General features: G+C 35.4%; 25 protein-coding genes and 1 tRNA gene. 13 read left to right on the top strand and 13 right to left on the bottom strand.

Annotated features, from left to right (window positions below; genetic code table 11):
- Positions 1-3 precede the first annotated feature (3 nt).
- From ald to BW732_RS02030, 6 genes are all read right to left on the bottom strand, one after another.
- The gene (ald, locus tag BW732_RS02055; protein ID WP_077275231.1) at positions 4-1,119 is read right to left on the bottom strand and encodes an alanine dehydrogenase; all 1,116 of its coding nucleotides are present in this window, start codon (positions 1,117-1,119) and stop codon (positions 4-6) included.
- Between the two features lie 162 nt (positions 1,120-1,281).
- Positions 1,282-1,950, bottom strand: coding sequence for a type 1 glutamine amidotransferase (locus BW732_RS02050; RefSeq protein ID WP_077275230.1), 669 nt, complete (start codon positions 1,948-1,950; stop codon positions 1,282-1,284).
- Position 1,951: 1 nt separating this feature from the next.
- Positions 1,952-3,295, bottom strand: a complete 1,344-nt coding sequence (locus BW732_RS02045) for a Mur ligase family protein (protein WP_077275229.1) — start codon at positions 3,293-3,295, stop codon at positions 1,952-1,954.
- 257 nt (positions 3,296-3,552) lie between these two features.
- On the bottom strand, positions 3,553-4,953 hold the full coding sequence (locus BW732_RS02040) for a TrkH family potassium uptake protein (protein WP_228414957.1): 1,401 nt from the start codon (positions 4,951-4,953) through the stop codon (positions 3,553-3,555).
- 155 nt (positions 4,954-5,108) lie between these two features.
- Entirely contained in the window at positions 5,109-6,551 is a 1,443-nt protein-coding gene (gene cls / locus BW732_RS02035; RefSeq protein WP_077275227.1) for a cardiolipin synthase, read from the bottom strand.
- A gap of 124 nt (positions 6,552-6,675) precedes the next feature.
- The gene (locus BW732_RS02030; protein ID WP_077275226.1) at positions 6,676-7,023 is read right to left on the bottom strand and encodes a reverse transcriptase-like protein; all 348 of its coding nucleotides are present in this window, start codon (positions 7,021-7,023) and stop codon (positions 6,676-6,678) included.
- 83 nt (positions 7,024-7,106) lie between these two features.
- Here BW732_RS02030 and BW732_RS02025 point away from each other — a divergent pair, with 83 nt between their 5' ends.
- Positions 7,107-7,529 carry an EbsA family protein gene (locus BW732_RS02025; RefSeq protein ID WP_077275225.1) on the top strand — a complete coding sequence of 141 codons (423 nt, stop codon included), beginning with the start codon at positions 7,107-7,109 and terminating at the stop codon, positions 7,527-7,529.
- Between the two features lie 88 nt (positions 7,530-7,617).
- Here BW732_RS02025 and BW732_RS02020 read toward each other — a convergent pair whose 3' ends face one another.
- The gene (locus tag BW732_RS02020; RefSeq protein WP_077275224.1) at positions 7,618-7,827 is read right to left on the bottom strand and encodes a cold-shock protein; all 210 of its coding nucleotides are present in this window, start codon (positions 7,825-7,827) and stop codon (positions 7,618-7,620) included.
- A gap of 199 nt (positions 7,828-8,026) precedes the next feature.
- Here BW732_RS02020 and lspA point away from each other — a divergent pair, with 199 nt between their 5' ends.
- The 3 genes from lspA (at position 8,027) to BW732_RS02005 (ending at position 9,936) form a co-directional block, all read left to right on the top strand.
- Positions 8,027-8,488 carry a signal peptidase II gene (gene lspA, locus BW732_RS02015; RefSeq protein ID WP_077275223.1) on the top strand — a complete coding sequence of 154 codons (462 nt, stop codon included), beginning with the start codon at positions 8,027-8,029 and terminating at the stop codon, positions 8,486-8,488.
- Between the two features lie 18 nt (positions 8,489-8,506).
- Complete coding sequence (cysK, locus tag BW732_RS02010) at positions 8,507-9,424, top strand: cysteine synthase A (protein ID WP_077275222.1); 918 nt, start codon at positions 8,507-8,509, stop codon at positions 9,422-9,424.
- Between the two features lie 77 nt (positions 9,425-9,501).
- Positions 9,502-9,936 (top strand): Fur family transcriptional regulator, encoded by a 435-nt coding sequence (locus BW732_RS02005; protein WP_077275221.1) that lies wholly within the window; start codon positions 9,502-9,504, stop codon positions 9,934-9,936.
- A 50-nt stretch (positions 9,937-9,986) separates the two neighbouring features.
- On the opposite strand, the gene rnjA is transcribed toward BW732_RS02005, so the two are convergent.
- Entirely contained in the window at positions 9,987-11,663 is a 1,677-nt protein-coding gene (gene rnjA / locus BW732_RS02000; RefSeq protein ID WP_077275220.1) for a ribonuclease J1, read from the bottom strand.
- A gap of 2 nt (positions 11,664-11,665) precedes the next feature.
- The gene (locus BW732_RS01995; protein ID WP_077275219.1) at positions 11,666-11,881 is read right to left on the bottom strand and encodes a DNA-dependent RNA polymerase subunit epsilon; all 216 of its coding nucleotides are present in this window, start codon (positions 11,879-11,881) and stop codon (positions 11,666-11,668) included.
- A gap of 455 nt (positions 11,882-12,336) precedes the next feature.
- Between BW732_RS01995 and BW732_RS01990 the strand changes: the two genes are divergently transcribed.
- The 4 genes from BW732_RS01990 (at position 12,337) to BW732_RS01975 (ending at position 15,809) form a co-directional block, all read left to right on the top strand.
- Complete coding sequence (locus tag BW732_RS01990; RefSeq protein WP_077275218.1) at positions 12,337-13,353, top strand: Gfo/Idh/MocA family protein; 1,017 nt, start codon at positions 12,337-12,339, stop codon at positions 13,351-13,353.
- Positions 13,354-13,380: 27 nt separating this feature from the next.
- Positions 13,381-14,706 carry a DEAD/DEAH box helicase gene (locus tag BW732_RS01985; RefSeq protein ID WP_077275217.1) on the top strand — a complete coding sequence of 442 codons (1,326 nt, stop codon included), beginning with the start codon at positions 13,381-13,383 and terminating at the stop codon, positions 14,704-14,706.
- Positions 14,707-14,789: 83 nt separating this feature from the next.
- Positions 14,790-14,863: transfer RNA gene (locus BW732_RS01980), tRNA-Arg, on the top strand.
- Between the two features lie 118 nt (positions 14,864-14,981).
- Positions 14,982-15,809 carry a DUF4396 domain-containing protein gene (locus BW732_RS01975; RefSeq protein WP_077275216.1) on the top strand — a complete coding sequence of 276 codons (828 nt, stop codon included), beginning with the start codon at positions 14,982-14,984 and terminating at the stop codon, positions 15,807-15,809.
- A 78-nt stretch (positions 15,810-15,887) separates the two neighbouring features.
- Here BW732_RS01975 and mprF read toward each other — a convergent pair whose 3' ends face one another.
- Entirely contained in the window at positions 15,888-18,455 is a 2,568-nt protein-coding gene (gene mprF, locus BW732_RS01970; protein WP_077275215.1) for a bifunctional lysylphosphatidylglycerol flippase/synthetase MprF, read from the bottom strand.
- A gap of 152 nt (positions 18,456-18,607) precedes the next feature.
- Positions 18,608-19,846 carry an aminopeptidase gene (locus BW732_RS01965; RefSeq protein WP_077275214.1) on the bottom strand — a complete coding sequence of 413 codons (1,239 nt, stop codon included), beginning with the start codon at positions 19,844-19,846 and terminating at the stop codon, positions 18,608-18,610.
- Positions 19,847-20,079: 233 nt separating this feature from the next.
- On the opposite strand from BW732_RS01965, the gene BW732_RS01960 reads away from it, so the two are divergent.
- Positions 20,080-20,649 (top strand): TetR/AcrR family transcriptional regulator, encoded by a 570-nt coding sequence (locus BW732_RS01960; protein ID WP_077275213.1) that lies wholly within the window; start codon positions 20,080-20,082, stop codon positions 20,647-20,649.
- A gap of 47 nt (positions 20,650-20,696) precedes the next feature.
- On the opposite strand, the gene BW732_RS01955 is transcribed toward BW732_RS01960, so the two are convergent.
- Positions 20,697-21,140, bottom strand: a complete 444-nt coding sequence (locus BW732_RS01955; RefSeq protein WP_077275212.1) for a flavodoxin — start codon at positions 21,138-21,140, stop codon at positions 20,697-20,699.
- A gap of 176 nt (positions 21,141-21,316) precedes the next feature.
- Between BW732_RS01955 and map the strand changes: the two genes are divergently transcribed.
- Positions 21,317-22,066, top strand: coding sequence for a type I methionyl aminopeptidase (gene map, locus BW732_RS01950; protein WP_077275211.1), 750 nt, complete (start codon positions 21,317-21,319; stop codon positions 22,064-22,066).
- A 12-nt stretch (positions 22,067-22,078) separates the two neighbouring features.
- Positions 22,079-23,053 (top strand): YihY/virulence factor BrkB family protein, encoded by a 975-nt coding sequence (locus tag BW732_RS01945; protein ID WP_077275210.1) that lies wholly within the window; start codon positions 22,079-22,081, stop codon positions 23,051-23,053.
- A gap of 11 nt (positions 23,054-23,064) precedes the next feature.
- Here the strand turns inward: BW732_RS01945 and BW732_RS01940 are convergent, their stop codons facing one another.
- Positions 23,065-24,207 (bottom strand): glycosyltransferase family 4 protein, encoded by a 1,143-nt coding sequence (locus tag BW732_RS01940; protein ID WP_077275209.1) that lies wholly within the window; start codon positions 24,205-24,207, stop codon positions 23,065-23,067.
- A gap of 215 nt (positions 24,208-24,422) precedes the next feature.
- Between BW732_RS01940 and BW732_RS01935 the strand changes: the two genes are divergently transcribed.
- The gene (locus BW732_RS01935) at positions 24,423-25,571 is read left to right on the top strand and encodes an LCP family protein (RefSeq protein WP_161485497.1); all 1,149 of its coding nucleotides are present in this window, start codon (positions 24,423-24,425) and stop codon (positions 25,569-25,571) included.
- 200 nt (positions 25,572-25,771) lie between these two features.
- Positions 25,772-26,794 (top strand): ABC transporter ATP-binding protein, encoded by a 1,023-nt coding sequence (locus tag BW732_RS01930; RefSeq protein ID WP_077276845.1) that lies wholly within the window; start codon positions 25,772-25,774, stop codon positions 26,792-26,794.

The following is a 26,794-nucleotide window of genomic DNA, read 5'->3' as shown; positions in this document are numbered from 1 at the left end:
TAATTATTTTATTAATTTATCAACTGGTGTATAAGGTTTATCTTGATCTTTTGCGACTGCTTCGTTCGTTAGATGACCTTGATAAGTTGTCACACCATGTGCTAAGGCAGCATTATCAATCACAGCTTGTTTAAAGCCTTTATCTGCTAATTGAATGATATATGGCAAAGTATTATTTGTTAATGCTAAAGTAGCTGTTTTTGGAACAGCACCGGGCATATTAGCAACAGCATAATGGACAACACCATGTTTAATGTAAACTGGATCTTGAAGGGTTGTGATTTTATCAGTTGTTTCGAAAATCCCACCTTGGTCAATGGCAATATCAATTAAAACTGATCCAGGTTTCATTTGTTTAATTATATCTTCTGTTACAAGAATTGGCGCTTTATGTCCAGGAATTAATACAGCGCCAATAACTAAGTCAGCCATTTTAACAGACTCTTCAATGTTGACAGCATTTGACATAACTGTTTCAATTTGGTTACCAAAAATATTATCGAGTTGAGCTAAACGAGCTTGGTTAACATCTAGAATACGGACTTTGGCACCTAGACCGATAGCAACTTTTGCAGCATTCATACCAGCGTTACCACCACCAATAATGACGACATTTCCTTTAGCAACACCAGGAATTGAAGCTAGTAAGACACCAGAACCGCCATTCATTTTTTGCAAGAAGTAAGCACCTGATTGAGGAGCCATCCGACCAGCAATTTCAGACATTGGTGTTAGTAATGGTAGGCTACCATTTGGTAATTCAACTGTTTCATAAGCGATTGAATTAACTTTTTTATTTAATAATTCATCAGTCAATTCATTTTGAGGAGCTAAATGTAAATAGGTAAATAAAATTAAATCTTCTTTAAAATAGGTATATTCAGATGGTAAAGGTTCCTTAACTTTCAGAACCATATCAACATTCCAAGCTTCTTTAGCCGAGTTAACAATCGTTGCTCCTTGTTTTTGATAAGCGTCATCAGCAAAACCAGCACCAACGCCAGCGCCTGCTTCAACGAATACCTCATGCTTTTTCGCAACAAGTTCTCCAACAAATGGGGGAGTTAGTGATACGCGATCTTCATTGCTTTTAATTTCTTTTGGAATTCCGATTTTCATCGTTTCACACCTTTTCTAATAGTTAGTTTATTTAATACTCTTTAATTATATCACACATATTATTTTTTAAAAGTCTCAAAGCTCAATAAAGAACGCTAAAAACAGACGTTTGAATCTGTTTTTAGCGTAATAGTTGGGTTTCTATATAATAAAAAAGTTCGATCAAGACAGTTTTTCTTGTTTTTTAGTCACAATTAAATCAAGTAAACGTTTGGCTAAGTTCTCATTGCGCGCAAGCAATGGCCCGTGGAAGTAAGAGCCGAAGACGTTTTTATAGCGCACACCTTCTGTGTTATCTTGATCATTATTACCGTTTCCTTTTTTGACAATTCCTAAAGGTCGTTCGCCTTTTCCTAAAAAGGTCATACCATTATGATTTTCAAAACCGTAGTATGTTTCATCGAATTCTTCGTTATAGATTTCAATATCACCAATGAAGCGATTGTTTTCTTGACTAATTGTGTAGTGAGGGAGGGCGTGGATGCCCATAATTTTTTCGCCTTTAGCACCAATATAATACTCACCTAAAAATTGAAAGCCTCCACAAATAGCTAATAAGACACCATCATTTTCAATATAATCAATTAAGGCTTGTTTTTTTGATTGAATGTCACGCGAGACAACGACTTGTTCGTAATCTTGTCCACCACCGAAAAAGACGAAGTCGTATTTTTTCGGGTCGAATTCTTCATAAATACTAACAATCTCAATATCCATATTGATTTGTCTTTTTTTAGCTAAGTAGCTTAATACCAATAAATTCCCATTATCACCATATGTATTTAATAAGTTACCATAAAGGTGGCAAACTTTTAAGTTAGGTTGTGTCATCTTAGTTGTCCTCCTTAATAAAACCTTGTTGTGTTAATTCTTTACGAAGCCCTAAGACGGCAGTATAAGTAGCTAAAATATAAACATGATCACTAGAAAAATCGTCAATTTTTTTAATAACATCAGATAAAGAAGTGACTTCTGTTAGACGGTCTTCAGAGATTCCGGCTACTTTTAAACGTAAAGTCATATCTCTATGGCGTTCGCCACCAGAAACAACTTCTGGGATATCTAAAGCAGCTAATTCTTCGAGTTGACTATCCCAAATCCAACTAATATCAATACCATCAGCATAATTCGCGTTTAATAAAGCAACTAATGAGAAATTATAGGGTGCCAATTTCATCGTTTCAATAACCTGATTGAGACCAACAGGATTTTTGACTAAAACAAGGGTGCATTTTTTACCATTAATATTAATTACTTCCTGACGACCAAAAACTTTCTCATCATAAGCTAAGCCTTTTCGAATAGCATCAGTTGAAATATCATAGTGCTTAGCAACAGCAGTGGCAGCTAAGGCATTATAGATATTATACAAACCACCAACCTCGATACCATATGTGTCACCTTCAATTGAAAATGACGCTGAAGTATTGGTGATTTCATGTAATTCCGTTAAGGCAACATCTAATTCCGGGCGTTTAAAATCACAATTTGGACAATAATACTTACCTAAGTTGCTATAAGTAATCATTTTATAATGTAGAATATGTTGACATTTAGGACATAGGACACCATCGGTATTATAGTGTGCCATCTGTTCGTGGTCTAGCTCGTGATTAAAGCCATAGTATTCACGCTTATTGACGGTATCAATCGAATTAAAGATTGGTAAATCTCCATTCATTAAAATTGTCGCATCAGGTGACTGACTTGCACCATCGACAATTAATTGATAGGTCGTATAAATTTCACCGTAACGATCCATTTGGTCACGGAAGATATTTGTAAATAAGAAGAGCTCGGGTTTGATAAATTTAGTGACCTTACTTAAACTAGCTTCATCAATCTCTAATACAGCAAAGTTTTTTCCATGTTTATTTTTTTTGCCTGACAAAAAAGTAGAAACAATTCCTTGCAACATATTAGCCCCTGTTGTATTGGTCAAAACTTCACCAAATTCTTGTTTTAATATATTAACAGTCAAAGCAGTCGTCAACGTTTTACCATTGGTGCCTGTAATGACAATGACCTGATAGTCCTTAGCCAATGAATCTAAAATACTTGGATCAATTTTCAAGGCAATTTTACCTGGTAAACTACTGCCACCTTTGTAAAAAGTTTTTAAAAACCAAAGCGACGATTTACCAACAAAAGTTGCCAAAGCACTACGCATGCTCATACTGTTTCCTCCTCAACATTAATAACTAATTTATCATATCATATTCTGAAAAAAATGGTAAAAAAATATGACGATTTAAGAAGTTATTAGAAAGTCTTTTTAGTAATAAAGCTCAGTAGGTCGAATCCGTATAAAAGTGTTGTTTTAAATAGATAGGTTTAAAGGAAGTTATTGAAAATTAAAGCAAAAAAATCAACAACCGCGTTCTGGGATACCATGATTGTTGATTTTTTATCATTCAATAAGTCAAAGCCTGTTTAGCCAATAATAATTTGTTCTGTTGGGTACAAGTAACCTTGGTCTTGTCGCTCTTTTGGAACAAAAATCATCAAGGTATATAACATACCGATGCGCCCAATAAACATAAGTAAGGCGATAATGATTTTGCCAATTGTTGTTAAGTCAGCAGTAATTCCAAGCGAGAGACCAGTAGTCCCAAAAGCAGACGCAACTTCAACAATAATAGAGATGAGTGAGTGATTCTCGGTAATTGCTAAGACTAAGGTGGCAATAAAACACATGGTTAAGGACAAATTTAAAACGATAACGGCTTTTTGAATGTCGAGTTTATTAATGCGACGGCTAAAAATATTGACATTTTCTTCACCTTTAATAAATGACAACATGTAGAGCCCGACAATCGCAACCGTAGTTGTCCGTACACCACCACCCACAGAACTTGGACTACAGCCAATAAACATTAAGACGGAGAACAGAAGCAGAGTTGGTGTTTGAAATAAGGATAAGTCGTTTAATTGTAGCCCGGCATTTCTCGTAGTTGCTGAATAAAACAATGAATTAGCTAATTGTTTTATTGGAGACATATCGGCAAATAAATGATGACGTTCAAGTAAATAAATAAAAACCGCACCTGAGACAAAAAGCATCAAATACATACTGATTGCAAGCTTACTAAATAGTGAAAAACGAAATGGATAGCGACGATTTTGTCGTTTTGACATTAACCAATCTTTAACTTCCATTAAGACTGGAAAGCCAATCCCACCAATCATAATTAAAAAAATCAAAATAAAAATAAACAAGTAGTCATTTGCATAAGGCGTTGCTGATTCACCAGTAACGTCAAACCCAGAGTTAGTTACTGCAGAAATTGACTGATAAAATCCATTAAAAAGAGCGTCAGGAATCGATGGATGTAGCCCTTTCACGTAAAAACGAATAGCGAAGATAATCCCAAACAGTAGTTGAATAATGACTAGCGTAAAAACTGTATTTTTAATTAAACGCACAGTTCCACTTAAGCGAGGTTGATTCATATCAGTCATAATTAATTGTCGTTGTTTTAACGAGACTTTACGCCTAGATAAAATAAAGAAAAAGGTTGAAAACATCATGATTCCTAATCCACCAATTTGAAACATAATTTCTAATAGGACGATTCCACGTTGGTTATAGACTTCATGGATATTGAAAGTGCTTAGGCCAGTAACGCTAACTGTACTAACTGCCATAAAAAAAGTATCAAAGAAGGAGACACTTGCACCCGGTTTTTGAAAAAAAGACAAATTAAGCAAAATAAATGCCACAAATGTCATGATGACATAATAAGAAAAAATAATTTGAATAGTTGAAAAATGTGTATTGATAAATTTGTCACGATTCAGTTTTAAATTGAAGAACAGTAACTTTCGATTCAATATGAGTACACCTTCTATCATTAAGTTATTACATACAGTATAGCAAAGTGTCCGTAACAATGCATATCAAGCTGACGTTAAAAAAGCTCTTGCTTCCTATGTTAGAGTCTAACCGGAAATCAAAAGCTTTTCATAGCTATTATCAAAATCATAGATTACATAATAGGTGATACAAGACGAGATACTTTTTGTTTAAATTTAAGCCAGACAGACATTTGATCAAATGTTTGTTGTGTCCATTGATCAGAGATGAGTAGATCTTTGTCAAAGGCCTGTGATAATTCATGATTAAGTTCTTTTGAAAAACTCACAATACTTGCTTCAAAGTTTAGTTTATAACTACGGATATCTTGATTAGCAGAACCAACAATCGAGATATCATCGTCGATAATCATGACTTTAGAGTGTAAAAAACCACCTTGATAACTAAAAATATCAACATTTTCCTTAATCAACACTTCCGCATAAAATTGTGTTACACGAAAAATAAAAGGGTGATCCGGTTTATTAGGAATCATAATTTTAATATCAATTCCTGATTTTTGAGCAATTCGTAATGCATCAATGACAGAGTCATCAGGTATTAGATAAGGTGTTTGAATCCAAATTCTTTTTTTAGCAGCAAAAATCATTTTAATAAACGTTAATTTAATTTCCTGACGATTACTATCAGGGCTACTAGAAATCAATTGCATATCAACGCCTTCGGACAGTTCAAGTGATTGATCGACAAATAATAAATTGCGCGTTAATTGGACACGTCGTTCTTTAGGAACTGAGACATTCCAGTTAGTCAAAAATTTTAATTGCATAAGGGAGACAATCGGACCATATAAACGGACATGGGTGTCACGCCAATAGCCAAATTTCCGAGTGGTTCCAGCATATTGGTCAGATACGTTAAAGCCACCGATATAACCAATTTTACTGTCAATAATCACTAATTTATGATGATCATGGTAGTTGGCACGGAAATATTTCAGTGAGCGTTGTGAGGTGATAAAAATCGTTACTTCGCCACCTGCATCCCTTAACGGTTTTAGCTTTTTAACATCGGTACCTTTTGAGCCAAGTGCATCATAGAGTAACTTAACTGCCACGCCTTCGCGTGCTTTTCTAGTTAAAATATCGACAATTGACATGCCAAGTTCATCGGTTACAAAAGCGTAATATTCAATATGAATTGTTTCAGTAGCAGCTTCCAAATCAGCTTTTAAAGCATCAAATTTTTTCTTACCATCAGTGTACAAATCAAAAGAATTGTAGTGAGTAAGAGGAAAGTCGGTTAAGTCATCTAAAAAATTGACTAGTAATTGATTGTCGTGTGCACTCGCTCGATTATTATAAAGATCATGTTGACGATTTTCTGGTAAATCGAGTGCTTTAAATTCTTGATTTAACTGGTTTCTTACGTCTTCAAAGACTTCACCTTTTAATCCATAGCCAAAGAATATGTAGAGTAAAAAGCCAACGACTGGTACCATAATAAAGCAGAGTAGCCACGCCCAAGTGACTGAGGTATCTTTTTCACGATAAAAGACAAGGTAAAAAGCAAAAATAAAGTTAAGTAAATAAATAGTAAAGACTAAAGTTCCCAAAGTGGACACCTCCAAAGTATAATATCCTTTATTATAACAAAAAATACTTGAAGAGGTGTTATTTTGTTCTTTTTAGGTACCAATTTTTTTATGTAAGGCTTGTCGAGCGAGTTGGTCAGCGCCTTTATTTTTTTTCCGGTATCCAATCGATTAGTAACATTGGGAATTTGGGTAGTAAGGCTAAGATTCTCTCAAAAATTGATTTGAAGTCAGAGTTTTGAACGTGATGCTTATCTAAGGACTGGACGACAATCTTGCTATCAGAATAGAGGAAAATCGTTTCTTGTTCTAAATGATGTGTTAGGCAGTAAGTTAAGGCGTATTCCAATATTTCAAATTCAGCTAAGTGATTATTAGGAGCAAGCAGTGGAATTTTCAATTGGGACTGTTGGCCATTATGTACAAGTACCATACCACCAGCGCTTTGTTCTTTTTTCGGATGCGTAGCTGCATCAATATAAATTTTTAGCATAAGACCTCCACTTTATTATTTTTTATTTGTTCAAGATATGTTAGTATAAGGACATTGTATAGGGAATAGTCATGGAGGGCAATATGAGCACAAGTAAAATTCAGATGTTCAGATACCAGCCAGAGTTAGCCGGTACCGTTATTTACTGGTCACTGACTGGTGTTGTATTATTTTTAAGTATCATTGGCTTGTTGGAACACCAAGGTGCCATTAACTTATTTAGTATCGTGACATTCATTATTTTTTTGATAATTGGCTATCTAGGAACAAGACGAAAAATGATTTTAACTGGTAACCAATTAAAGGTGTATGCAATTTTACCTAAAAATTGTTATCAGATTGATATATCAGAAATTAGTGAAATTTCAATTGGTAAAATGGGTGTAACGATTATAGTTGATAATCAGATATATACGTATATAATGTTGCCACCCTCGAAAAAATCTTTCGTAAAAACTATTAATCAACAAGTCATGTTTAATGGAAAGCTTTATGGTCAAATTTAAACACGCCGAAAAGCCCCATAACTAAAGCTTCCGTGAGCTAGTTATGGGGTGTTTAGTTAGTAAAATAGTCATATTAAGCATAGGCTAGTTATAGTGTTTCTTGTACTTTAACATTAGAGGCCTGTAAACCACGAGCGCCTTCTTTTATGTCAAATTCGACTGTTTGCCCTTCAAACAATGTTTTAAATCCCTCTTGATCGATGGCTGTAAAATGAACAAATACTTCATCATCTTCACCAAATAAAATAAATCCGTACCCTTTTTTGACGTCAAACCACTTTACAGTACCTGTTTTCATTTCACATTCCTCCATAAAAAAGATTTAACACAACTCCATTATAAGTCTAAAAAAAAGTTCCGTCAAACAGATTTGTTTTTTTAGTCGTAACGTTGTCGTAAATGCTTCTACTGTATAAATAATATGATATATTATATACTATGAGTAGATGACGAAGCGAGTCTATTTGTTAATCCAGAATTGAGTCTAGGGGGAAGTTATGCTAGTTTATGTATTAGTAATTTTAGGAACCATTCTTGTCGATCAAATAGTTAAGTGGTGGACAGTTGCCAACATTCCATTATTTGAGACAATTGGTCATAATCCGGTTATGTCATTGACATATATTCAAAACCGTGGAGGTGCGTGGAGTATTTTGGAAGGACGTATGTGGGTACTTGTTTTAATCACATTGGTAGCTCTGATTATTTTTCCAACATTACTTTATAAAAATCGCCACAGTAGTAAGTGGTTAACGATAGGCTTGAGTTTAATCATTGGTGGGACATTAGGTAATTTTATCGATCGCCTACGCATTGGCTACGTCGTTGATATGTTCCAAGTAGAATTTATTAATTTTCCGATTTTTAATGTCGCGGATATCGCATTGAATATTGGAGTAATCTGTATGTTTGTCTACATCTTATTTATCGAAGGAAAAGAAGACAAACAAATAAAATAAACCGTAGGAGGTAATTGTATGAAAAAAGTTCAAACTATTACAAATTTAATTGGTCACACCCCGTTAGTGGCTGTGAAAAACACTGGTGATACTAGCGGGACGGTTTATGCAAAATTAGAGTATTTTAATCCTGGTGGTAGCGTTAAAGACCGAATTGCACTAGCAATGGTTGAAAAAGCTGAACAAGAGGGTCTATTAAAAGCTGGTGGGACCATTGTTGAACCGACAAGTGGTAATACTGGGATTGGTTTAGCTATGGTTGGCGCAGCTAAGGGTTATAAAGTCATTATTGTAATGCCAGATACTATGAGTAAAGAACGTCAATTATTGATGAAAGGCTACGGTGCTAAATTAATTTTAACGCCAGGTGCTGAAGGGATGAAAGGCGCGATTGCTAAAGCGACTGAACTATCACAACAAGATGGTTACTTTATGCCATTACAATTTGCTAATGCAGCAAATCCAAATGTACATGAAAAAACAACGGGTCCTGAAATTATTGATGCTTTTGCTGGTGAAAAAATCGATGCTTTTGTAGCAGGTGTTGGAACTGGTGGTACGGTAACTGGTGTCGCACGGGCACTAAAAGCAGTTTATCCTGATGTGAAAATTTATGCGGTTGAACCGAGTGAATCCGAAGTATTACGTGGTGGAACACATCATCCACATAAAATCCAAGGAATTGGTGCTGGTTTTGTACCTGATGTGCTAGATCAAGACTTGATTGATGAAGTCTTACCAGTTTCAAGTGAAGAAGCTCTCAAAATGGCACGTAGTATTGCACAGACCGATGGAATTCTTGCAGGAATTTCAGGAGGAGCAGCTCTAGTTGCTGCGAAACAATTAGCAGATAAAATGGGGGCTAAATCGAACATTGTAACGGTTATACCTGATAATGGTGAACGCTACCTATCAGTCGGCATCTATGACGCCTAGGTTTAATTATCACCTTGCTATTTAGTGAATTTGATAGTAATATAAAGTCATAAAGAATAGATGAGGGTGATGTGAATATGTCCAATCCAACTGTAACAAAAGTTGTTGAACAATTAAAACAATCAGATATTCGTATTACACCACAACGGTATGCTATTTTAGAATATCTAGTTGAAAGTGATAGTCATCCAACCGCTGATGAAATTTATAAGCATCTAGAGCATCGCTTTCCAAATATGAGTGTCGCAACTGTGTATAATAATTTGCGTTTATTTACTGATATTGGTTTTGTAACGGAAATGGCTTTTGGTGATGCATCAAGTCGATTTGATTTTACTTCGACTAGACATTATCATGCTGTATGTCGTGAATGTGGAAAAGTAGTTGATGTTTTCTATCCAGGTTTGGAAGATGTTGAGGCAGCGACTGAGCAATTAACTGGATTTAAAATTGATGAGCACCGTTTAGAGTTGTACGGAACGTGTCCAGATTGTTTAGCAAAAAAAGAATAAATAAAATCAGAAAACACCTTAGTTGGTTACCAACTAAGGTGTTTTTAAGTTTATGATTGATCTTCTAAAACCATTGGAATAATCATTGGATGACGCTCAGTTTTTTCGATTAAGAAAGGTTGGACGGCGCTAATGATGACTTCATTTAACATGGCTTCGTCACAATTTGGTCGTTTAAGTGCTTTACGAATAGCATTGAATAGTAGCCGTTGTGTTTCTTGAATTAATTCACCTGATTCACGCATATAAATAAATCCACGTGATAGAATATCAGGGCCGGCAACGATTGTTTGCGTGGCATAATTAACAGTTGCCACGGCTAAAACAATGCCATCTTCAGATAAAATTCGTCGATCACGTAAAACAATATTGCCAATATCACCAATCCCATTACCATCGACATAGACATCATCGGCATTAAAGTGACCAGCACGACGAGCAGAGTCACTAGTTAGTGCTAACACATCACCATTACCCAAAATAAAGCAATTTTCTTTTGGGATTCCAGTTGCTTGAGCCGATTGCGAGTGAACATTTAACATACGATATTCACCATGCACAGGAACAAAGTATTTTGGTTTTAATAAACGTAATAACAGTTTTTGTTCTTGTTGACCACCATGACCAGACGTATGAATATTATTAACTTTCCCATGAATGACATTGGCACCAGCTTCTGATAACAAGTTGATTAAGCGATTCACACTTGTTGTGTTACCAGGGATTGGAGAACTTGAGAAAATGACAGTATCGTCTGGTTGAATTGAGATTTGACGGTGAGTTCCATTAGCAATCCGACTTAAAGCAGCCATCGGTTCACCTTGTGATCCTGTACATAAAATCATAATTTCATTGGCAGCATATTGATTGATATCACGACCATCAATAAACGTTTCTTCGGGAGCAGTAATATAGCCAAGGCTTCGTCCATTTACTAAAGCATTTTCCATACTCCGACCAAAAACAGCCACTTTACGTCCTGTTTTAACAGCCGCTTCACAAGTTTGTTGCAAACGGAAGATATTTGAAGCAAATGTCGCAAAAATAACCCGCCCATCAACTTTTTCAACGATTCGTAAAATGGACTCGCCAATTAATTTTTCTGATTTAGTGAATTCAGGAATTTCAGCATTGGTACTATCAGATAGTAAACAAAGAACGCCTTCTTCACCAAGGCGAGCCATTCGGTGTAAATCAGCTGGCTCTCCAACAGGCGTGAAATCAAATTTAAAATCTCCCGAATACACAATATTTCCTGATGGAGTCTTGACAACAACACCATTTGCCTCAGGAATACTATGCGTTGTCCGATAAAAGCTGACAGTTGTCTTACGGAATTTGATAACAGAATTCTCATTCACTTCATGTAATTCTGCATCTCTTAGCAGTCCATGCTCATCTAATTTATTACGAATTAATGCTAAAGCAAGTGGACCAGCATAAATTGGAATATTTGCTTGTTTTAGTAAGAAAGGCACGCCACCAATATGATCTTCATGACCATGAGTGATAACGAGCGCTTTGACCTTATTTAAATTTTTTAAAATATAATGGTAGTCAGGAATAACGTAATCAATCCCTAATAATTCATCTTCTGGGAATTTAATTCCTGCATCAATAATAATAATCTCGTCTTGAAATTGGACCCCATACATATTCTTTCCAATTTCACCAAGTCCGCCGAGACCAAAAATACCAGTCTCGTTATTTTTTATATGGACTTTCATTATTATTCAAACTCCACTAATGTAAAATCAGCGTTTTCTTTTTCGTATTCTAAATGATTGCCTTCAAGTAGTTGAATTAATTCGATATTGTAAGGGGTATTTTTATTAATTAAACGACGTACAGCAACGTCTGATTCACCTTCAATGTAAAGTGATTTTGTTTTTTCTCTTTGTGGGCTAAAAGCCTTGTCTTCTTGATAATAAACTTTAAAAATCATATATATATCTCCTTTAATAAATAGTAATTGGTTAGCTATGATTGACTAAAGAAGCCTATGATTATGCATAAGCAGTCACAAATAATATACACTATCAATGGTTCTTTATTCATTCACCGTCTATTTCAAAAGCTAAATTAGCCTTTGATACTCAGTACATTTTATCATAGTTAGTGGTCATTGTATAGAATCATTCCTTGACTGCTTGGTAAAAATAGAGGAGTTAAATTAATCATTAAGGAGACTGAAAAAGAACAAGGCGATTTCGTGATATAAAAAAGTTGTCTAACTATTCTGTCATTTAATCGAGAATAGCAGAATGATTTATGCAAAACTTATTTTCTGTTATAATTAAAAATGACAGAAAAATTGTCATTTTTTTGTGTAACCCTCGTTTGATACTCAGTGTATTTGTGACATCAAATGTTAAATACTTGAAAGGTGTGTGCCAAAATATGTTAAACCTAGGAATCATTGGAACAAATTGGATTACTCATGAATTTGTGGAGGCGGCTTTGAAAAGTGAGGAATATCAACTGACTGCAGTGTACTCACGACATGAAGCTAAAGCACGCCGTTTTGCTGATCATTACTCTAATGCTGGAGAATTGTTATTATTTACTGATTTAGAGGCTTTTTTTCAATCATCGGAGATTGATGTTGTTTATATTGCCTCACCTAATAGTTTGCATTATGAGCAAGCCAAGAAGGCGATGGAAGCTGGGAAAAATGTTATTGTTGAAAAACCGATTGCTTCAAATAGCCGTGAATTGAAAGAATTAATAAATTTGTCAGAAGATAAAGAAGTCTTTATGTTCGAGGCAGCACGTCATCTACATGAAGTGAATTTTCAAACGGTAAAAAAATTACTAGCAGAAGACAAGTCAAAAATTATCGGAGCTAATTTAACCTTTATGAAATACTCATCTCGCTATGATGCTTATTTAGAGGGAACTAATCCTAATATTTTTTCAGCTACTTACTCTGGTGGAGCATTAATGGATTTAGGTGTGTATTTAATTTATGCTGCAGTTGATTGGTTTGGTCGTCCTGATGAGGTCGTTTATTTTGACCGCAAACTTGATACTGGAGTAGATGTAATGGGAACTTTGATTTTCCGTTATCCAACATTCGACGTCACAATGATGACAGGTAAACATGCTAACAGCTATTTGCCATCAGAAATTTATTTAACAGATGGTACGATTCGTTTAGATGCGGTTAATTCAATTGAAGAAATTCTCTATGAAAAACGCAAGTCAGATGGCACGGTTGAGCACAGTTTAGCCGTTCAACCAGAAGAAAATCCAATGATTGACGAAGCACGAGCGTTTAGTCAGATTATTACGCATCCATATGGTGTCAAAGAGCAAAAACGTTACCAAGATTGGATTGGGCTATGCCGAGAAGTTCACGAAATTATGACGACAATTCGCGAACAAAATGATATAGTGTTTGAAGCAGACAAATAAGAAATTGAGTGAGGAAGTTAAAAAAGCATGAAAAATCAATTACCAGATAATTGGCAAGAACTATGGGAAAAGCAACGTTACCAAACACCAACATTAATTCAAGAAAAAATGTTCGAACCATTAACAAGCAATCAATCCGTATTGGGTATTTCACCAACAGGTTCTGGGAAAACCGTTGCTTATTTATTACCATTATTAGCAAAATTGGTACCAAATGAGGGTAACCAATTATTAATTTTATTACCGTCGCAAGAATTAGCTGCCCAGGTAGCAGAAGTGACCCGTTTATGGGCCAAGCCATTAAACTTGAATGTCCAAACCATTTTAGGTGGTGCAAATCTTCGACGCCAAGTAGAAGGCTTAAAGAAAAAACGACCAGAAATCGTTATTGGCACACCAGGTAGGGTATTAGAATTAATTAAAACAAAACGTATTAAAGCACATTTAATTAAAACATTGGTACTTGATGAAATTGATGATTTAGTGGCACAGACAGAATACAATGCGGCTAAAAGTATTATCAAATCAATGCAAAAAGATATCCAAATCGTTGGAGTATCTGCAACAGGTCAAGCTGTCATTCCTGAGTTAGACCATATTTTTATTTCGGAACCACTGATTATTGATGTGACAAAGGAAGACACTACTAAAGGCACGATTAAGCATGCCTATATCCTAACACCAAGCCGTAAACGTTCGGACGTTTTACGTCGTTTAGTCCATACACCTAACTTTAAGGCTCTCGTATTTTTTAATCAAGTAAGTGAATTAGGTGCGGTTTCTGAAAGAATGGATTACTTTGATGTGTCTCATGCGACATTAGCCTCTGATCAACATCAAACAGAACGGAAAGCGGCTATTAAAGATTTTGAAAATAATCGTTTGCCTTTATTATTAACAACCGATATTGGAGCACGTGGTTTAGATTTTAGTGATTTGTATTATGTCGTTCAACATGATGTGCCGTTAATGGCTGAAAATTACGTCCATCGTGCTGGTCGTGTTGGTCGAATGGGAAAAGATGGTATGGTCATCAGTTTAGTCAATGAGCGTGAGTTAAGAAACCTTAGACAAATCATGCGTGAAATTGATCGCGAACTAATTGAGGTCTTTGCAGCGCATGGTCAAATTTTAACGGAGCGTCCAACTGATGGTGAGTCTGAAGTAGAAACGGAAGTTTTAGCAACGGATGTCTTGGCACCTAAGACGGTGAAACCCAAAAGTCGCCCAGCTAAATCAGCATCAAAAGTGACTAATAAACAGCCAGATACACCAGTTAAACCTAAGAAAAAGAAAAACCGAACCAAAAAACAAAAAAATAAAGGGGTTCATTGGAATAAAGAACCCAAATAAAGAGATGGCGATCAAAAGCCATCTTTTTTCTCTTTACAAGCTGTCCATTTAGTGAGAAAATAGCCCTGTTGATTTAATAACTAGCGCTCGTAGCTCAGTAGGATAGAGCAATCGCCTCCTAAGCGATAGGTCGTACGTTCAATTCGTATCGGGCGCGTTTTTTACAAAAATTTCGTGTAAATAGACAAAAATCAGTGTTCTAACGTTATTTTTCTATATATAATTATCTTATAAGATTTAAAGATGATTTATTGTATAGAAAGAGGTTGAATACTATGTTAAATGAATCAACAATACCTAATTGGTTGGTTATACTTGCTTGGATAAGTCTTGCTTTATCAGTTGTGTCATTTATCTATGTGAGCTATGATGTTCGGAAACATCCGCAATCGATGAAAGTAATGACTTATGTTTGGCCGATTACAACACTATTTGGTTCTGTACTATGGGTCTTAGCTTATCAAAAATGGGGCAGACCTCAAGCGAAAAAACACACGACGATGAGTCAAGTATCACTGGGGTCAATGAAAGAGATATCTAATGACTCTATGATGAAAATGACAATGACCGAGGGTGCCACCAATCAGTCAATGCCAATGGATATGTCTGATATGACGCCATCACCTATGCCAGTTTCTGTCTTTGTTGGAACCTGTCATTGTGGGGCAGGATGTACGTTAGCTGATTTAATGATTGAAACTTTATTATTTTTCTTCCCCAGTTTATATGTGATTGGTGGGTATCACTGGTTATTTCAAGAACGGCTTTATGCTGGATTTGTCTGGGCATTTGTTCTAGCTTATATCATTGGTGTGACTTTCCAATACTTGGCTATCGTGCCAATGAAACACCTAGGACGTAAAGAAGGAATTAAAGCTGCCATCAAAGCTGATACGTTATCATTAACAGCCTGGCAAGTGGGTATGTATGCAACCGTTGCTTTTTGTCAGTTGTGGTTATTCCCAAATTGGTTTGGTAGTAGTATTGAAGCAAACACACCCGTTTTTTGGTTCATGATGCAAATCGCAATGCTTATCGGTTTTTGTACAGCATATCCAATGAATTGGTTTTTAATTAAAAAAGGCATTAAAGAAAGAATGTAATCTTGCTTTTACGCTAAAAATAGACCAACAGACGACAACTTTATATTGTCAGTCTGTTGGTCTATTAAGTTTAATTAATTAATTTTTTTTCTTTTTCTTTTTAGATTTTTTGGTAACAGGACGATTATCGTTTAAAAGAAGTGATAACATCACATAAGCCAAGAAGTCATGACGAGAATAAGCAGTATAGCGTGGACGCCAGAAAGAAGCATATTTTTCTTTGTAGGCACGTAAACCTTGGAAAGAATAGAAGCGATTGCCATATTTATAAATCAGAAAGGCAATTCGTTCTTGAACAAAGCTATATTTTGTCGTCCCAACATTTGAGAAGGGTGCCATGCCTAAATTAAATAGTTGGTAATTATCATCACGCAATTGTTCAAATAGCGAAATAAATAGATAATCCATGATTCCAGAAGGAGCTTTTGAGCTGTAACGCATCAAATCAATGGTAATGGTATCATCCGTATAGGTTGGCATAATATTAGCAAATGCGACAATCGCACCTTCACTATCCTTAACTACTGCAATTGGAGCACGCTGTAAATAGTCTTCAGAAAAGAAACCAAGTGAGAAGCCTTTTTCTGTTCGTCCACCTAACCAGTCATCAGAGACAGCCTGTAATTCAGCCATTGTTTCAGCTGAAAATGGTGGATGAATCATTTCCATTGTACATCCAGCTTTGGTGACTTGATTCATCACAGAACGTAAGCCTTTTTTCTTTTTACCAGTAGTTGTAAAGTCTTGTAGTCTAACTTGTGCATCTTCACCCATTTTGATAAAGCCAAAACCAGCTTCATGCAGTTGTAAAACAATGCTTTCAGATACTTCATAAAAAATTGGGGAGTAACCATACACGTCGCACTCTTGAATGAAGTTTAGCAGTAAGTCTTTAAAGTCAGCAGAGTCACCACTTGGATCGGACATCACAATACATTTGTCACGATAAATCGCAAATTGTAAGTAAGCCGTATCCTCACCCTGTGCATTTTGGTAGAAATAGACCCGTTTATCATTTAAAAAGACTAGTTGACTATCGGTATTTCCACCATAAGTTGTTAGAACTGATAAAACACGTTCGTCATTCAACTCGTCGCCAATAACAACGCGCTTGTTTTCAAAATAGCGCATTAACAACAAGATAAAGGTAAAAATAATAACGATTGAGACTAAACCAGCAAACCACAATTTATCCGAAGGGAAAATAAAAAAGTTTGACTGATTAGAATGGTGATGGAAAATGTGTGTTCTGATTGTAACGAAGCCGACGATAAGATATAGAATAACTAAACCAAAGCCTAAAATTCCATCCTTCGTCATCATTTCCCAAGAGTAAATTAATTGTTTTCGGTACAGTTCGGGACGAGCAAGAAAAGCTAATGCAAATAAAATTAAGACAAAGATGACAAATGGCCAGTAGAAATATTGCCAAACACTATAGAGCATAGAGAGTGTGAGTACAACTAGAGCTGGAACAAAAGCCCGTTTTATCTTACTTGATAAGCCTCTACCAATCATAAAGAATGCAGCACCCATAAAGAGTAACGGGAATTGTGAAATAATCGGTAAGTAGAATGGATCAAAGCGAACCAACCATGTGTGATCAATGAAAGCTTGTGGAATTGTCGCGGATAGACAAAGCATAAAACCAGTAAAATACATAAGAAACACAATTATTTTCAGTGACACTTGGGAAGTTATTTTAGCCGGAATTCCTTCAAACCGGTCGTTTAATTGGCTGCTAAGTGTTCGGCCAAATAATAAGATACCTACTAAAAATGGAATGATATAGTAGAACAACCGATAAAGTAAAATCCAGGCGACGACTTGTTCACGAGAAATCCCCATCGCTGATAATCCTAAAATCATTAAAACGTCAAATGAGCCTAATTCTCCAGGAATCAAAGAAATAATTCCGATGACGGATGCTGCGATAAACATTGGTAAGATTTGCCAAGTCGAAAAATGAATCCCCATCAATTTACCAATCAGAATAAAACTAACGGCAACACCAGTCCATTCTAAAAATGAGGTTAATAGTAAGCCCAGGCGTGTTTCAGAGGTCATGTTGCCAACATAGTCATCTTTTTTGATAATGGAAACAACAAAGACGACTGGGAAGTATAAGGCACCGATTAATAGCCAAGGCCAATATTGTTCTACATAGTCCGTAGTATGCCCAAAGAATACTAAAACTAACGCTAGTAGGCTATAAACGGAAAGACCTGCCATCAATAAGAGCAAAATTTTTGATAAAGCCTGAATAACATCCTTATTACGTTTTCCTTGCCCATAAAGTTGTGATCGAAGTCCCATACTAATTAACCCACCAAAACCAACAATATTATTAGTGGTATTAATCATCCAACTGCTTTCGATAAGATAACGTTTTTTAACATCAACATTTAAGAGTTTGGTTAAAATAATATCGTAACCTAACATCGGTACAACGCTAATAAGTCCAATGATTGCCATTAGTGAAATAGTTTCCCACGATAGCGTGCCAAAAATATCTTTTAGCTGGTTGAATGAAATGGTCTTAGCAATCGCCTTTAATTCATGGATGACGATTAGAACTACCGAAGCTACAAAAATAACTTTCAGGTAATTGCTATATTTTTTTCCTAACGCGATTATTTTTTTCATAATAATCTCCTTTCTTGTATTCTATTACCCATTATATAATAAAAGGCTAGAAATAAAAAATTGTTGAGAGAATTTCTCATTTTAAGTACAAAAAAAGCCAACGTAACGTCTGTTTTAAACGTTACATTGGCACTTGTCTTAAATATTAAACCTTAAGCCCATTCACCATTTCTAAAAATTGGTACTCGTGAGCCATCTTTTTTGATACCATCAATTGACATTTTGTCTGAGCCAATCATAAAATCAACATGAGTTTGACTACGATTTAGACCAGCTTCTTCCAATTCGTCGTCAGTCATTTCAGTTCCACCTTTAAGATTAAACGCATAAGCAGAACCAAGGGCTAAGTGATTTGAAGCATTCTCATCAAATAATGTATTGTAAAACACAATACCTGATTGAGAGATAGGTGAGCTATCTGGAACTAAGGCAACTTCGCCTAGACTTTTCGCACCTTCATCTGTATCTAGTAATTTTTTCAAGACGTCTTCGCCTTTTTCAGCTGTGACTTCAATGACCTTACCGTTTTTGAAGGTAAAAACCATACCTTCAATTGTTGTACCAGAATAGCTAAGTGGTTTCGTACTAGACACGACACCATCAATACGTAAACGGTCGGGAGCTGTGAAAACTTCTTCTGTTGGCATGTTAGCGATAAATGTTTCACCGCGAGCATTTTTACTACCAGCACCTTCCCAAATATGTCCTTCAGGCAAGCCAATTACTAAGTCAGTGCCAGGTGCAGTGTAATGTAGAGCATCAAACTGTTCAGCATTTAATTCTTCCGCTTTTGATTGCAGTAATTTTTCATGTGCATACCAAGCACTAATCGGATCTTCTTCAAACATACGTGTTGCTTCAAAGATGGCAGTCCATAATGCGTCAACTTGCTCATCATTAGAATCTAATTCAGGGAAAACTTTCGCTGCCCAATCTTTACCAGCAGCTGCGACAACTAACCAGCTAATTTTGTTAGCTTGAGTAGCTTGACGTAGTGGCATCATTGCTTTGCCAGACGCTTTTTGGAATTCAGCTAGACGGTGAGAGTCAACACCTGAGAAAGCATCCGGGTTACTTGAAACAATGCTAATCCGGCTAGCATCTTTATCTAACCAATCATGCATTTCGCTAATTTTATAGTCAGGAACAGTTGTTAAAATTTCTTCATCGGCATATAAAAAGTTTTGACGGTTAACAATATCATCTTGCCATTGAGTGATGACTTGTTTGGCACCTAATTTATAGGCTTCTTCGACAATTAAGCGAACAAGAGGTGCTTGTTCCACTTGACCAGTTACCACAACAGTGTGAGATTTTTGGACGTTAACACCGACTTTGGTAATGACTTGAGCATAACTTCTTAAAAGTGAATCGAATTGATTGATTGTCATAAAAAAAACTCCTTTTTAAGTGATTTATAATAAATCATGATAGCACAATTATAAAGGGGTATCAATTTCTATATCTGTTTAAAGTGTCATAGTATAACATTAACTTTTTGTTAAAAAGACAAAAAAGTTGACAGAACATCTTTTTTTAAGTAACGATTGATGATACAATGTTCACATGGTGGTAGATAATTTCACGAAATTTTTACTATCAGATTTTAAAGGGGGAAACAAAAATGGCAAGAAGAAAAACAATTACGCGGGAACATATTTTAGATGCAACGTATCAAGTAATCGCTACTGAAGGATTTTCTGGTTTTACTGCTCGTAATATTGCTAGTAAAATGAAAAGCTCGACGCAACCAATTTACTTAGAATTCAAAAATATGGAAGATTTACGTGAGGCATTTCTAAGAGATATTGAAAAATATTTAACGGATGATGTATTTTCTAAAGTTGTGACGGGGGACGCACTATTAGATATATGTCTGAACTTCTTAGAGTTTGCTAAAAGGGAAAAGATTTTATATCGGTCACTGTTTGTTGAAAATCATGATGGTGGGAAAGATTTAAATAAATTTTCGCATAACTTGTACTATGAAAAAATTAATAATGATGAAAAATACGTTAATTTAAGTGATGAGCAAAAAGAATCATTGTTCATTGGGATGTTTATTATTGTAACAGGTTTAGCGTCACTCATTTCATCTGAAAGAATTCATCCGACACAGGAAGAAATCAGCCAGATAGTAGAAAATTGTGTGAAATTTTCTGAAAGCAATCCAAATATGGCATTAACTATGTAAACAAAAAGCATAATCGTTAAAAAACGATTATGCTTTTTTATTGTCCTCTAACCCAGTTTACTAACTAACTCTTTTGCAAAAGCTTCTAAGGCGACAATATCATTTTCTTCAGCAGCTAATTCCACTTTAACTGATTCTGCTCCTTTTTTGGCATTGGTTGCCGCAAAGACTTTATCAAAGTCATCTACGCATTTACAAAAGTAATCATAAAAAGAATCACCAGAACCAACGACGCCATATAGTTTGTCAGTTAAATCAAGTTCTTGTAATTCCTCATAAAAATCAATTATTTCATCAGGTAGATTACCGTCATCATAAGTATAAGTTGCCACGATACAAATATCAGCATCTTCAAAATCTGCTGCATCAACTTGAGTACATTCATTCATTTCAACATCTAGACCCAAATCTTCTAATGCTTCACAAACAACATCTGCAATTTCTTCAGTATTCCCAGTTAAACTGGCATAGACTATCTTAGCAAGTGCCATTCACACGAGCCTCCTTTTATTTATAAATCTAAAGAAATTATAACAGATACGTTCCGAAAAACAATGAAAAGAAATTCAGGACATTTTCTTAAAGTCTCAGAATGATTGGTTGGACTGAACCTAGCTTTGTGCTAAAATAAGACTGTTATGTGTATTGATTGAGAGGAGAAGTAAAAATGATTACATTAAAATCACCGCGTGAAATAGAAATGATGAGAGAATCTGGTGAATTACTCGCAAGTGTCCATGAAGCGCTGCGCGGTTTTATTAAACCAGGGATTACGAGTTGGGATATTGAGGTCTTCGTTCGTAACATGATTGAAGAGCATGGTGGGATCGCAGCACAAATTGGTTACGAAGGCTATAAGTATGCGACGTGTTGCAGTATTAATGATGAAATTTGTCACGGTTTCCCACGTAAAGAAAAATTAAAAGACGGCGATTTAATTAAAGTCGATATGTGTATTGATTTAAAAGGTGCAATGAGCGATTCTTGTTGGTCATATGTTGTCGGTAAGTCAACACCAGAAATCGATCACTTAATGGAAGTGACTAAAAAAGCCTTATATCTAGGAATTGAGCAAGCACAAGTCGGCAATCGAATTGGCGATATTGGTCACGCTATCCAAACATACGTTGAAGGTGAAAAACTTGGAGTTGTCCGTGATTTTATCGGTCATGGTATTGGACCAACGATTCATGAAGCGCCATCAGTGCCACATTATGGTGAACCAGGAAAAGGTTTGCGTTTAAAAGAAGGTATGGTTATCACTATCGAACCAATGGTAAATACTGGAACTTGGCAAATGAAAATGGATGATAATGGCTGGACTGCTCGGACTCGAGATGGTGGATTGAGTTGTCAGTATGAACATACTATTGCCATTACTAAAGATGGCCCACAAATTTTAACAGAACAGAAATAATGAGGGAAGCCTATGTCTAGTGAAGGGAATAAAGTAACGTTTAAACAAGCAGCGAAAGAATTTACTACGACGTTTAAACAAGCGGAAATGACGATTTACTCAATTGTTATCACCTATTATTTATTATTGGCTTTTTTCCCTTTGCTAATTGCAGTGGGAAATATCTTGCCATATCTGCATATTAGTCAGGAAAATATTTTACCCTATATCAAAGAGCTGTTGCCAGCTGATATTTATTTGATTTTAAAGGATACTATTTTAAATTTATTAGCTAAAAGCAATGGTGGATTATTATCTGTTTCAGCTATCGGGACATTTTGGGCTGTTAGTAAAGGCATTAATGGTATTCAAATTAGTTTAAACAAAGCATACGGCATACCTAAGCAAAAAATGCAATTTTTACGGCGAATTTTTTCATTTTTAATGGTTTTCTTCCTATTATTTGTCATTTCCTTACTATTGATTTTTATGGGTTTTGGTCAAACGATATTGGAGTATGCCTTGCCACGATTCGGATTGCCACAAGATATCTTAGCGACATTTATCAAGTTGCGTTGGCCTGTGACATCTGTGATTTTATTGGTTATCCTATTTATGCTCTACTATTGGGTACCTAATGCCAAAGTTCACTTACGAACGATTATTCCAGGAGCAATCTTTACAACAATGTCGTGGATGATTGTGACGCAATTCTTTAGCTTATACATCAATTATTTTTTTAGACGGATTAATAGTTATGGTATTCTTGGAGGATTCATTATTTTTATTCTGTGGTTGAATTTAGCTGCTAAATTGATTATTTTGGGTGGCGTTATTAATGTCACTGTCGAAAAGTTAGTCTATGGCAAAATCCAGAAAAAGAAAAATGTCATTGACTACTATATAGAAGATCGGTTGAGCAAAGAAGAAGATGAGCACGCTGATTTAAAAAAAGTGCTAGATCGACATGGCAACAAACAAAAAAAGAGCGATAAGCTTGGAAGGTAAGTGAGTATCACTTATTCCGACTTATCGTTCTTTTTTTCGTGATAATTAGCCATTTTTTTTTGACGATAGGCTCTATTGCCAATAAATTTAAATAAAGTTAACATCGGTTGTCGATCAGTACCAAGTAAACCTAAAAGCTCGATTAAAAGTTCGATACCAAACGCACAACTAATAATCAGTAAAATAGTCGCCCAGGTGTTAGTATACATATAAAGTAAAGCAATTAGAGAAAAAACAATTGCTAAACAATAAATCATAATAACTGCTCCGCGATGCGTAAAGCCTAAGGACAACAGACGATGGTGCAAATGCATTTTATCGGCGGAGGAAATGGGTCGATTATTTAATTTTCGGCGAAGCATTGCAAAAATAGTATCAGTGATCGGAACGCCTAAAATCACTAGGGGTGTAATTAAAGAGATAAACGTTGCATTTTTGAGACCTTGGATGGATAAGACGGATATCATAAAGCCTAAAAATAGTGCCCCAGTATCACCTAAAAATATTTTTGCTGGAAAGAAATTAAATGGGAAAAAACCAATAATACTGAATAGTAAAATAAAAATCGTAATGGGTACTTGTAACTTAACGGCCCCAGTCGAACTACCAATATAACCAACAAATCCAATACTTGTTAAGGCGATAATAGAAATACCCGATGCCAGACCATCTAAACCATCAATTAAATTGATTGCATTGGTCAAAGCGATAATCCATAAAATAGTGACAGGATAGCTTAAAATCCCTAAGGTAATCGTCCCAAAATAAGGTAAGGTCACCGTTTGAATGGTAATATCAAAAACGAAACATACATAAACAGCAGCTAAAATCATCCCGAAAAGCTTTTGCCTTGGTGTGAGCTCAATAACGTCATCAAGTAAACCAGTGATGACAATAATACCAGATGATGCAATGATATTTAAACTATAAAATAAAGGGATTATGTCTTGGAAAAGGACAACTAATGACAATGAAAAAGCAATATAAATCGCCAATCCACCAGCACTAGGCATAATTTTTTTGTTAATCCGTCGCTTATTTGGAATATCTACGGCACCAATTTTAAACGCCAATAATCGGACGAGAGGCGTGATTGCAGCCGCAAAGATTGCCGTAATTAATAAGCGAAGCAGCAAGGTGGTTATAAAACTCATATACATATACCTACTTTCGCAATTCAAATTTTATTATACCCGATTAGTGATAGAGACACAATTACGGAAAAATAAAGTTTTAAAAAATATTTAAGATTTAGTTATATTTATTTGGTTATATATTTCAATAAAACTCTATGGTATAGTATTATGTATAATTGTTCTACCTACAGAACGCTTAGGACAAAAAGATTGAAGATATGGGAGTTTTTTCATTGAGTAGAAAAGATAGAAATAATCGACATAAGCGTTATGAGCTTGCGACCTTAAATGAAGGAGAGCAACAGCAAACTCAAAGACGAAGAAGTCGTAAACAAAAATCAAAACATGTAGCGGTACGTATAGGTCAAGTAATTAGCATTATGTTATTACTTTTAATCTTGGCAGGTGTTGGCTATGGGGTTAAAATGCTCAGTGATTCGAATAAGTTCTTAAATGATTCGTATCATCCTCGAAGTGGCAAAGATAAAATTAATGACAATATCGACGTACAAAAAGATCCTATTTCGATTTTAGTTTTAGGACTAGATGATAACGATGAACGAAATATTGGTAGTGCCCGAACAGATTCGATGCTCCTTTTAACGTTGAACCCGACACATGAAGTTATTGATATGGTGAGTATTCCACGAGACACCTATACCCAGATTAATTCGAATGAATTTACTGGTAAAGATAAGATTAATTCAGCTTTTTCTTACGGTGGCATTGATACGACTATTGATTCTGTCGAAAGTTTACTAGACGTTCCAATTAATTATTATGTGACAGTTGATTTCCAGGCGTTTGAAGAGGTAGTTAATGCACTTGGTGGTGTCGACATTGACGTACCATTTACGTTGACTGAACAAAATGCTCAAGGTAAAAAAGTTGTCGAGTTAAAAGAAGGGCGTCACAAATTAAATGGCGAACAAGCTTTAGCCTTTGCAAGGACACGTTATGTTGATAATGATGTCGAACGTGGAAAACGACAACAAGAAGTCTTAGAGGCTGTTGCCCATAAGGCGATGGATGTTGGATCGATTGCTAAGTATAAAAATATTTTAAATGCATTGGATGGTCATATTCAAACGGATATGCCGTCTGATAAGATTTTATCTGTGGTACAATCTGGTTTAACGAAAAAATATAAATTTAATTCTTATACCTTTTCTTGGATGAGTTTTGACTATAATCCGTATGGCGAACCAGTTAGCATGGTCGGTTTACACAAAGATAGTATTGAATATATTTCACACAAAATGCGCGTATCTTTAGGATTAGATCAAAAAGATGAACGTGATGAACCTGGATTTAAATTTGAATCCAATGGTGTTGTAGCACCTGAGACGTATCCGCAAGATGGATTAGCGGTCGACAACTAACACTAAGAGCCGTTTTTCTTTCGGGGAAAATGGCTTTTTTGTTACTAATATCTTTAGTTTCTAATAAATTTAAAGAGTATTTTTGAAAAATGCAACGAATTAGTGTAAAATCTCTATGAGGTTTCAATACAATAGATCAGTATGACAGAATAGGATGGATCGAAGTGAAACAAGAAGATAATATCAAAGTAAAATTAACAATGGTGACAAAAGAATTTGATTTATATAAAAAGAAATCTGACAAAATTAAAGCGTTATTTAAGTTTTCTCAAAAAGATGTTCCACATTTCTGGGGACTCAAAGGAATTGATTTAACCGTCTATTCTGGTGAAACAATTGGTTTAATTGGTATCAATGGTTCTGGTAAGTCAACGCTATCAAATATTTTAGCCGGTATTATCCCTCAAACAACTGGCCAAATGACGATTAATGGTGAGACATCAATCATTGCAATTGGTGCTGGACTTAAAGGCCAATTAACTGGCTTAGAAAACATTCGTTTAAAATGTCTGATGAGTGGATTTACGAACGAAGAAATCGACGATATGTTAGAAGATATTAAAGCCTTTGCTGATTTGGGTGATTTTATTGATCAGCCCGTTAAAAACTATTCTAGTGGGATGAAAGCTCGACTAGGATTCTCAATCGCTGTGCATAATAACCCTGACGTGCTAATCATTGATGAGGCACTATCGGTTGGTGATGATACATTCTATCAAAAATGTGTCGATCGTATTTTAAGTTTTAAAGAACAAGGGAAGACAATCTTTTTTGTGTCTCATGCGATTGGTCAAATTGAAAAACTATGTGACAAAGTTGCTTGGATTCACTATGGTGAATTACGTGAGTACGGTGAAACAAAAGAAGTAGTCGCTCATTACAATGAATTTATTAAATGGTTCCGTGCCCAAAATGCGGAAACAAAAAAGAATTATCAAGCAGACTATAAGAAAAAACAACGGAACTTTAACCGTGAGCAATTAGCGGAGGTCGCGACTGAAAGAGGTCACGAGGCCGTAGCGCTTAAAGGTCCTTCAATTGGTAAAATGTCCTTATTAACCAAAATTTCGCTTGTGTTAATGATTCTTGGCTTATTTTTCTTTGGAGGAATTTATATTAGTGGCAAATCATTTAATTCTGTGATTACTAACCCAGGTCAACTTTTTTCTCAACTAACTGACGACATAAATGACAAGCCGTCAACCATTGAGGAGCATGTGTAG

Source organism: Vagococcus penaei (assembly GCF_001998885.1).
Classification (GTDB): Bacteria; Bacillota; Bacilli; order Lactobacillales; family Vagococcaceae; genus Vagococcus; species Vagococcus penaei.
This window is presented reverse-complemented; position numbering and strand designations above follow the sequence as displayed.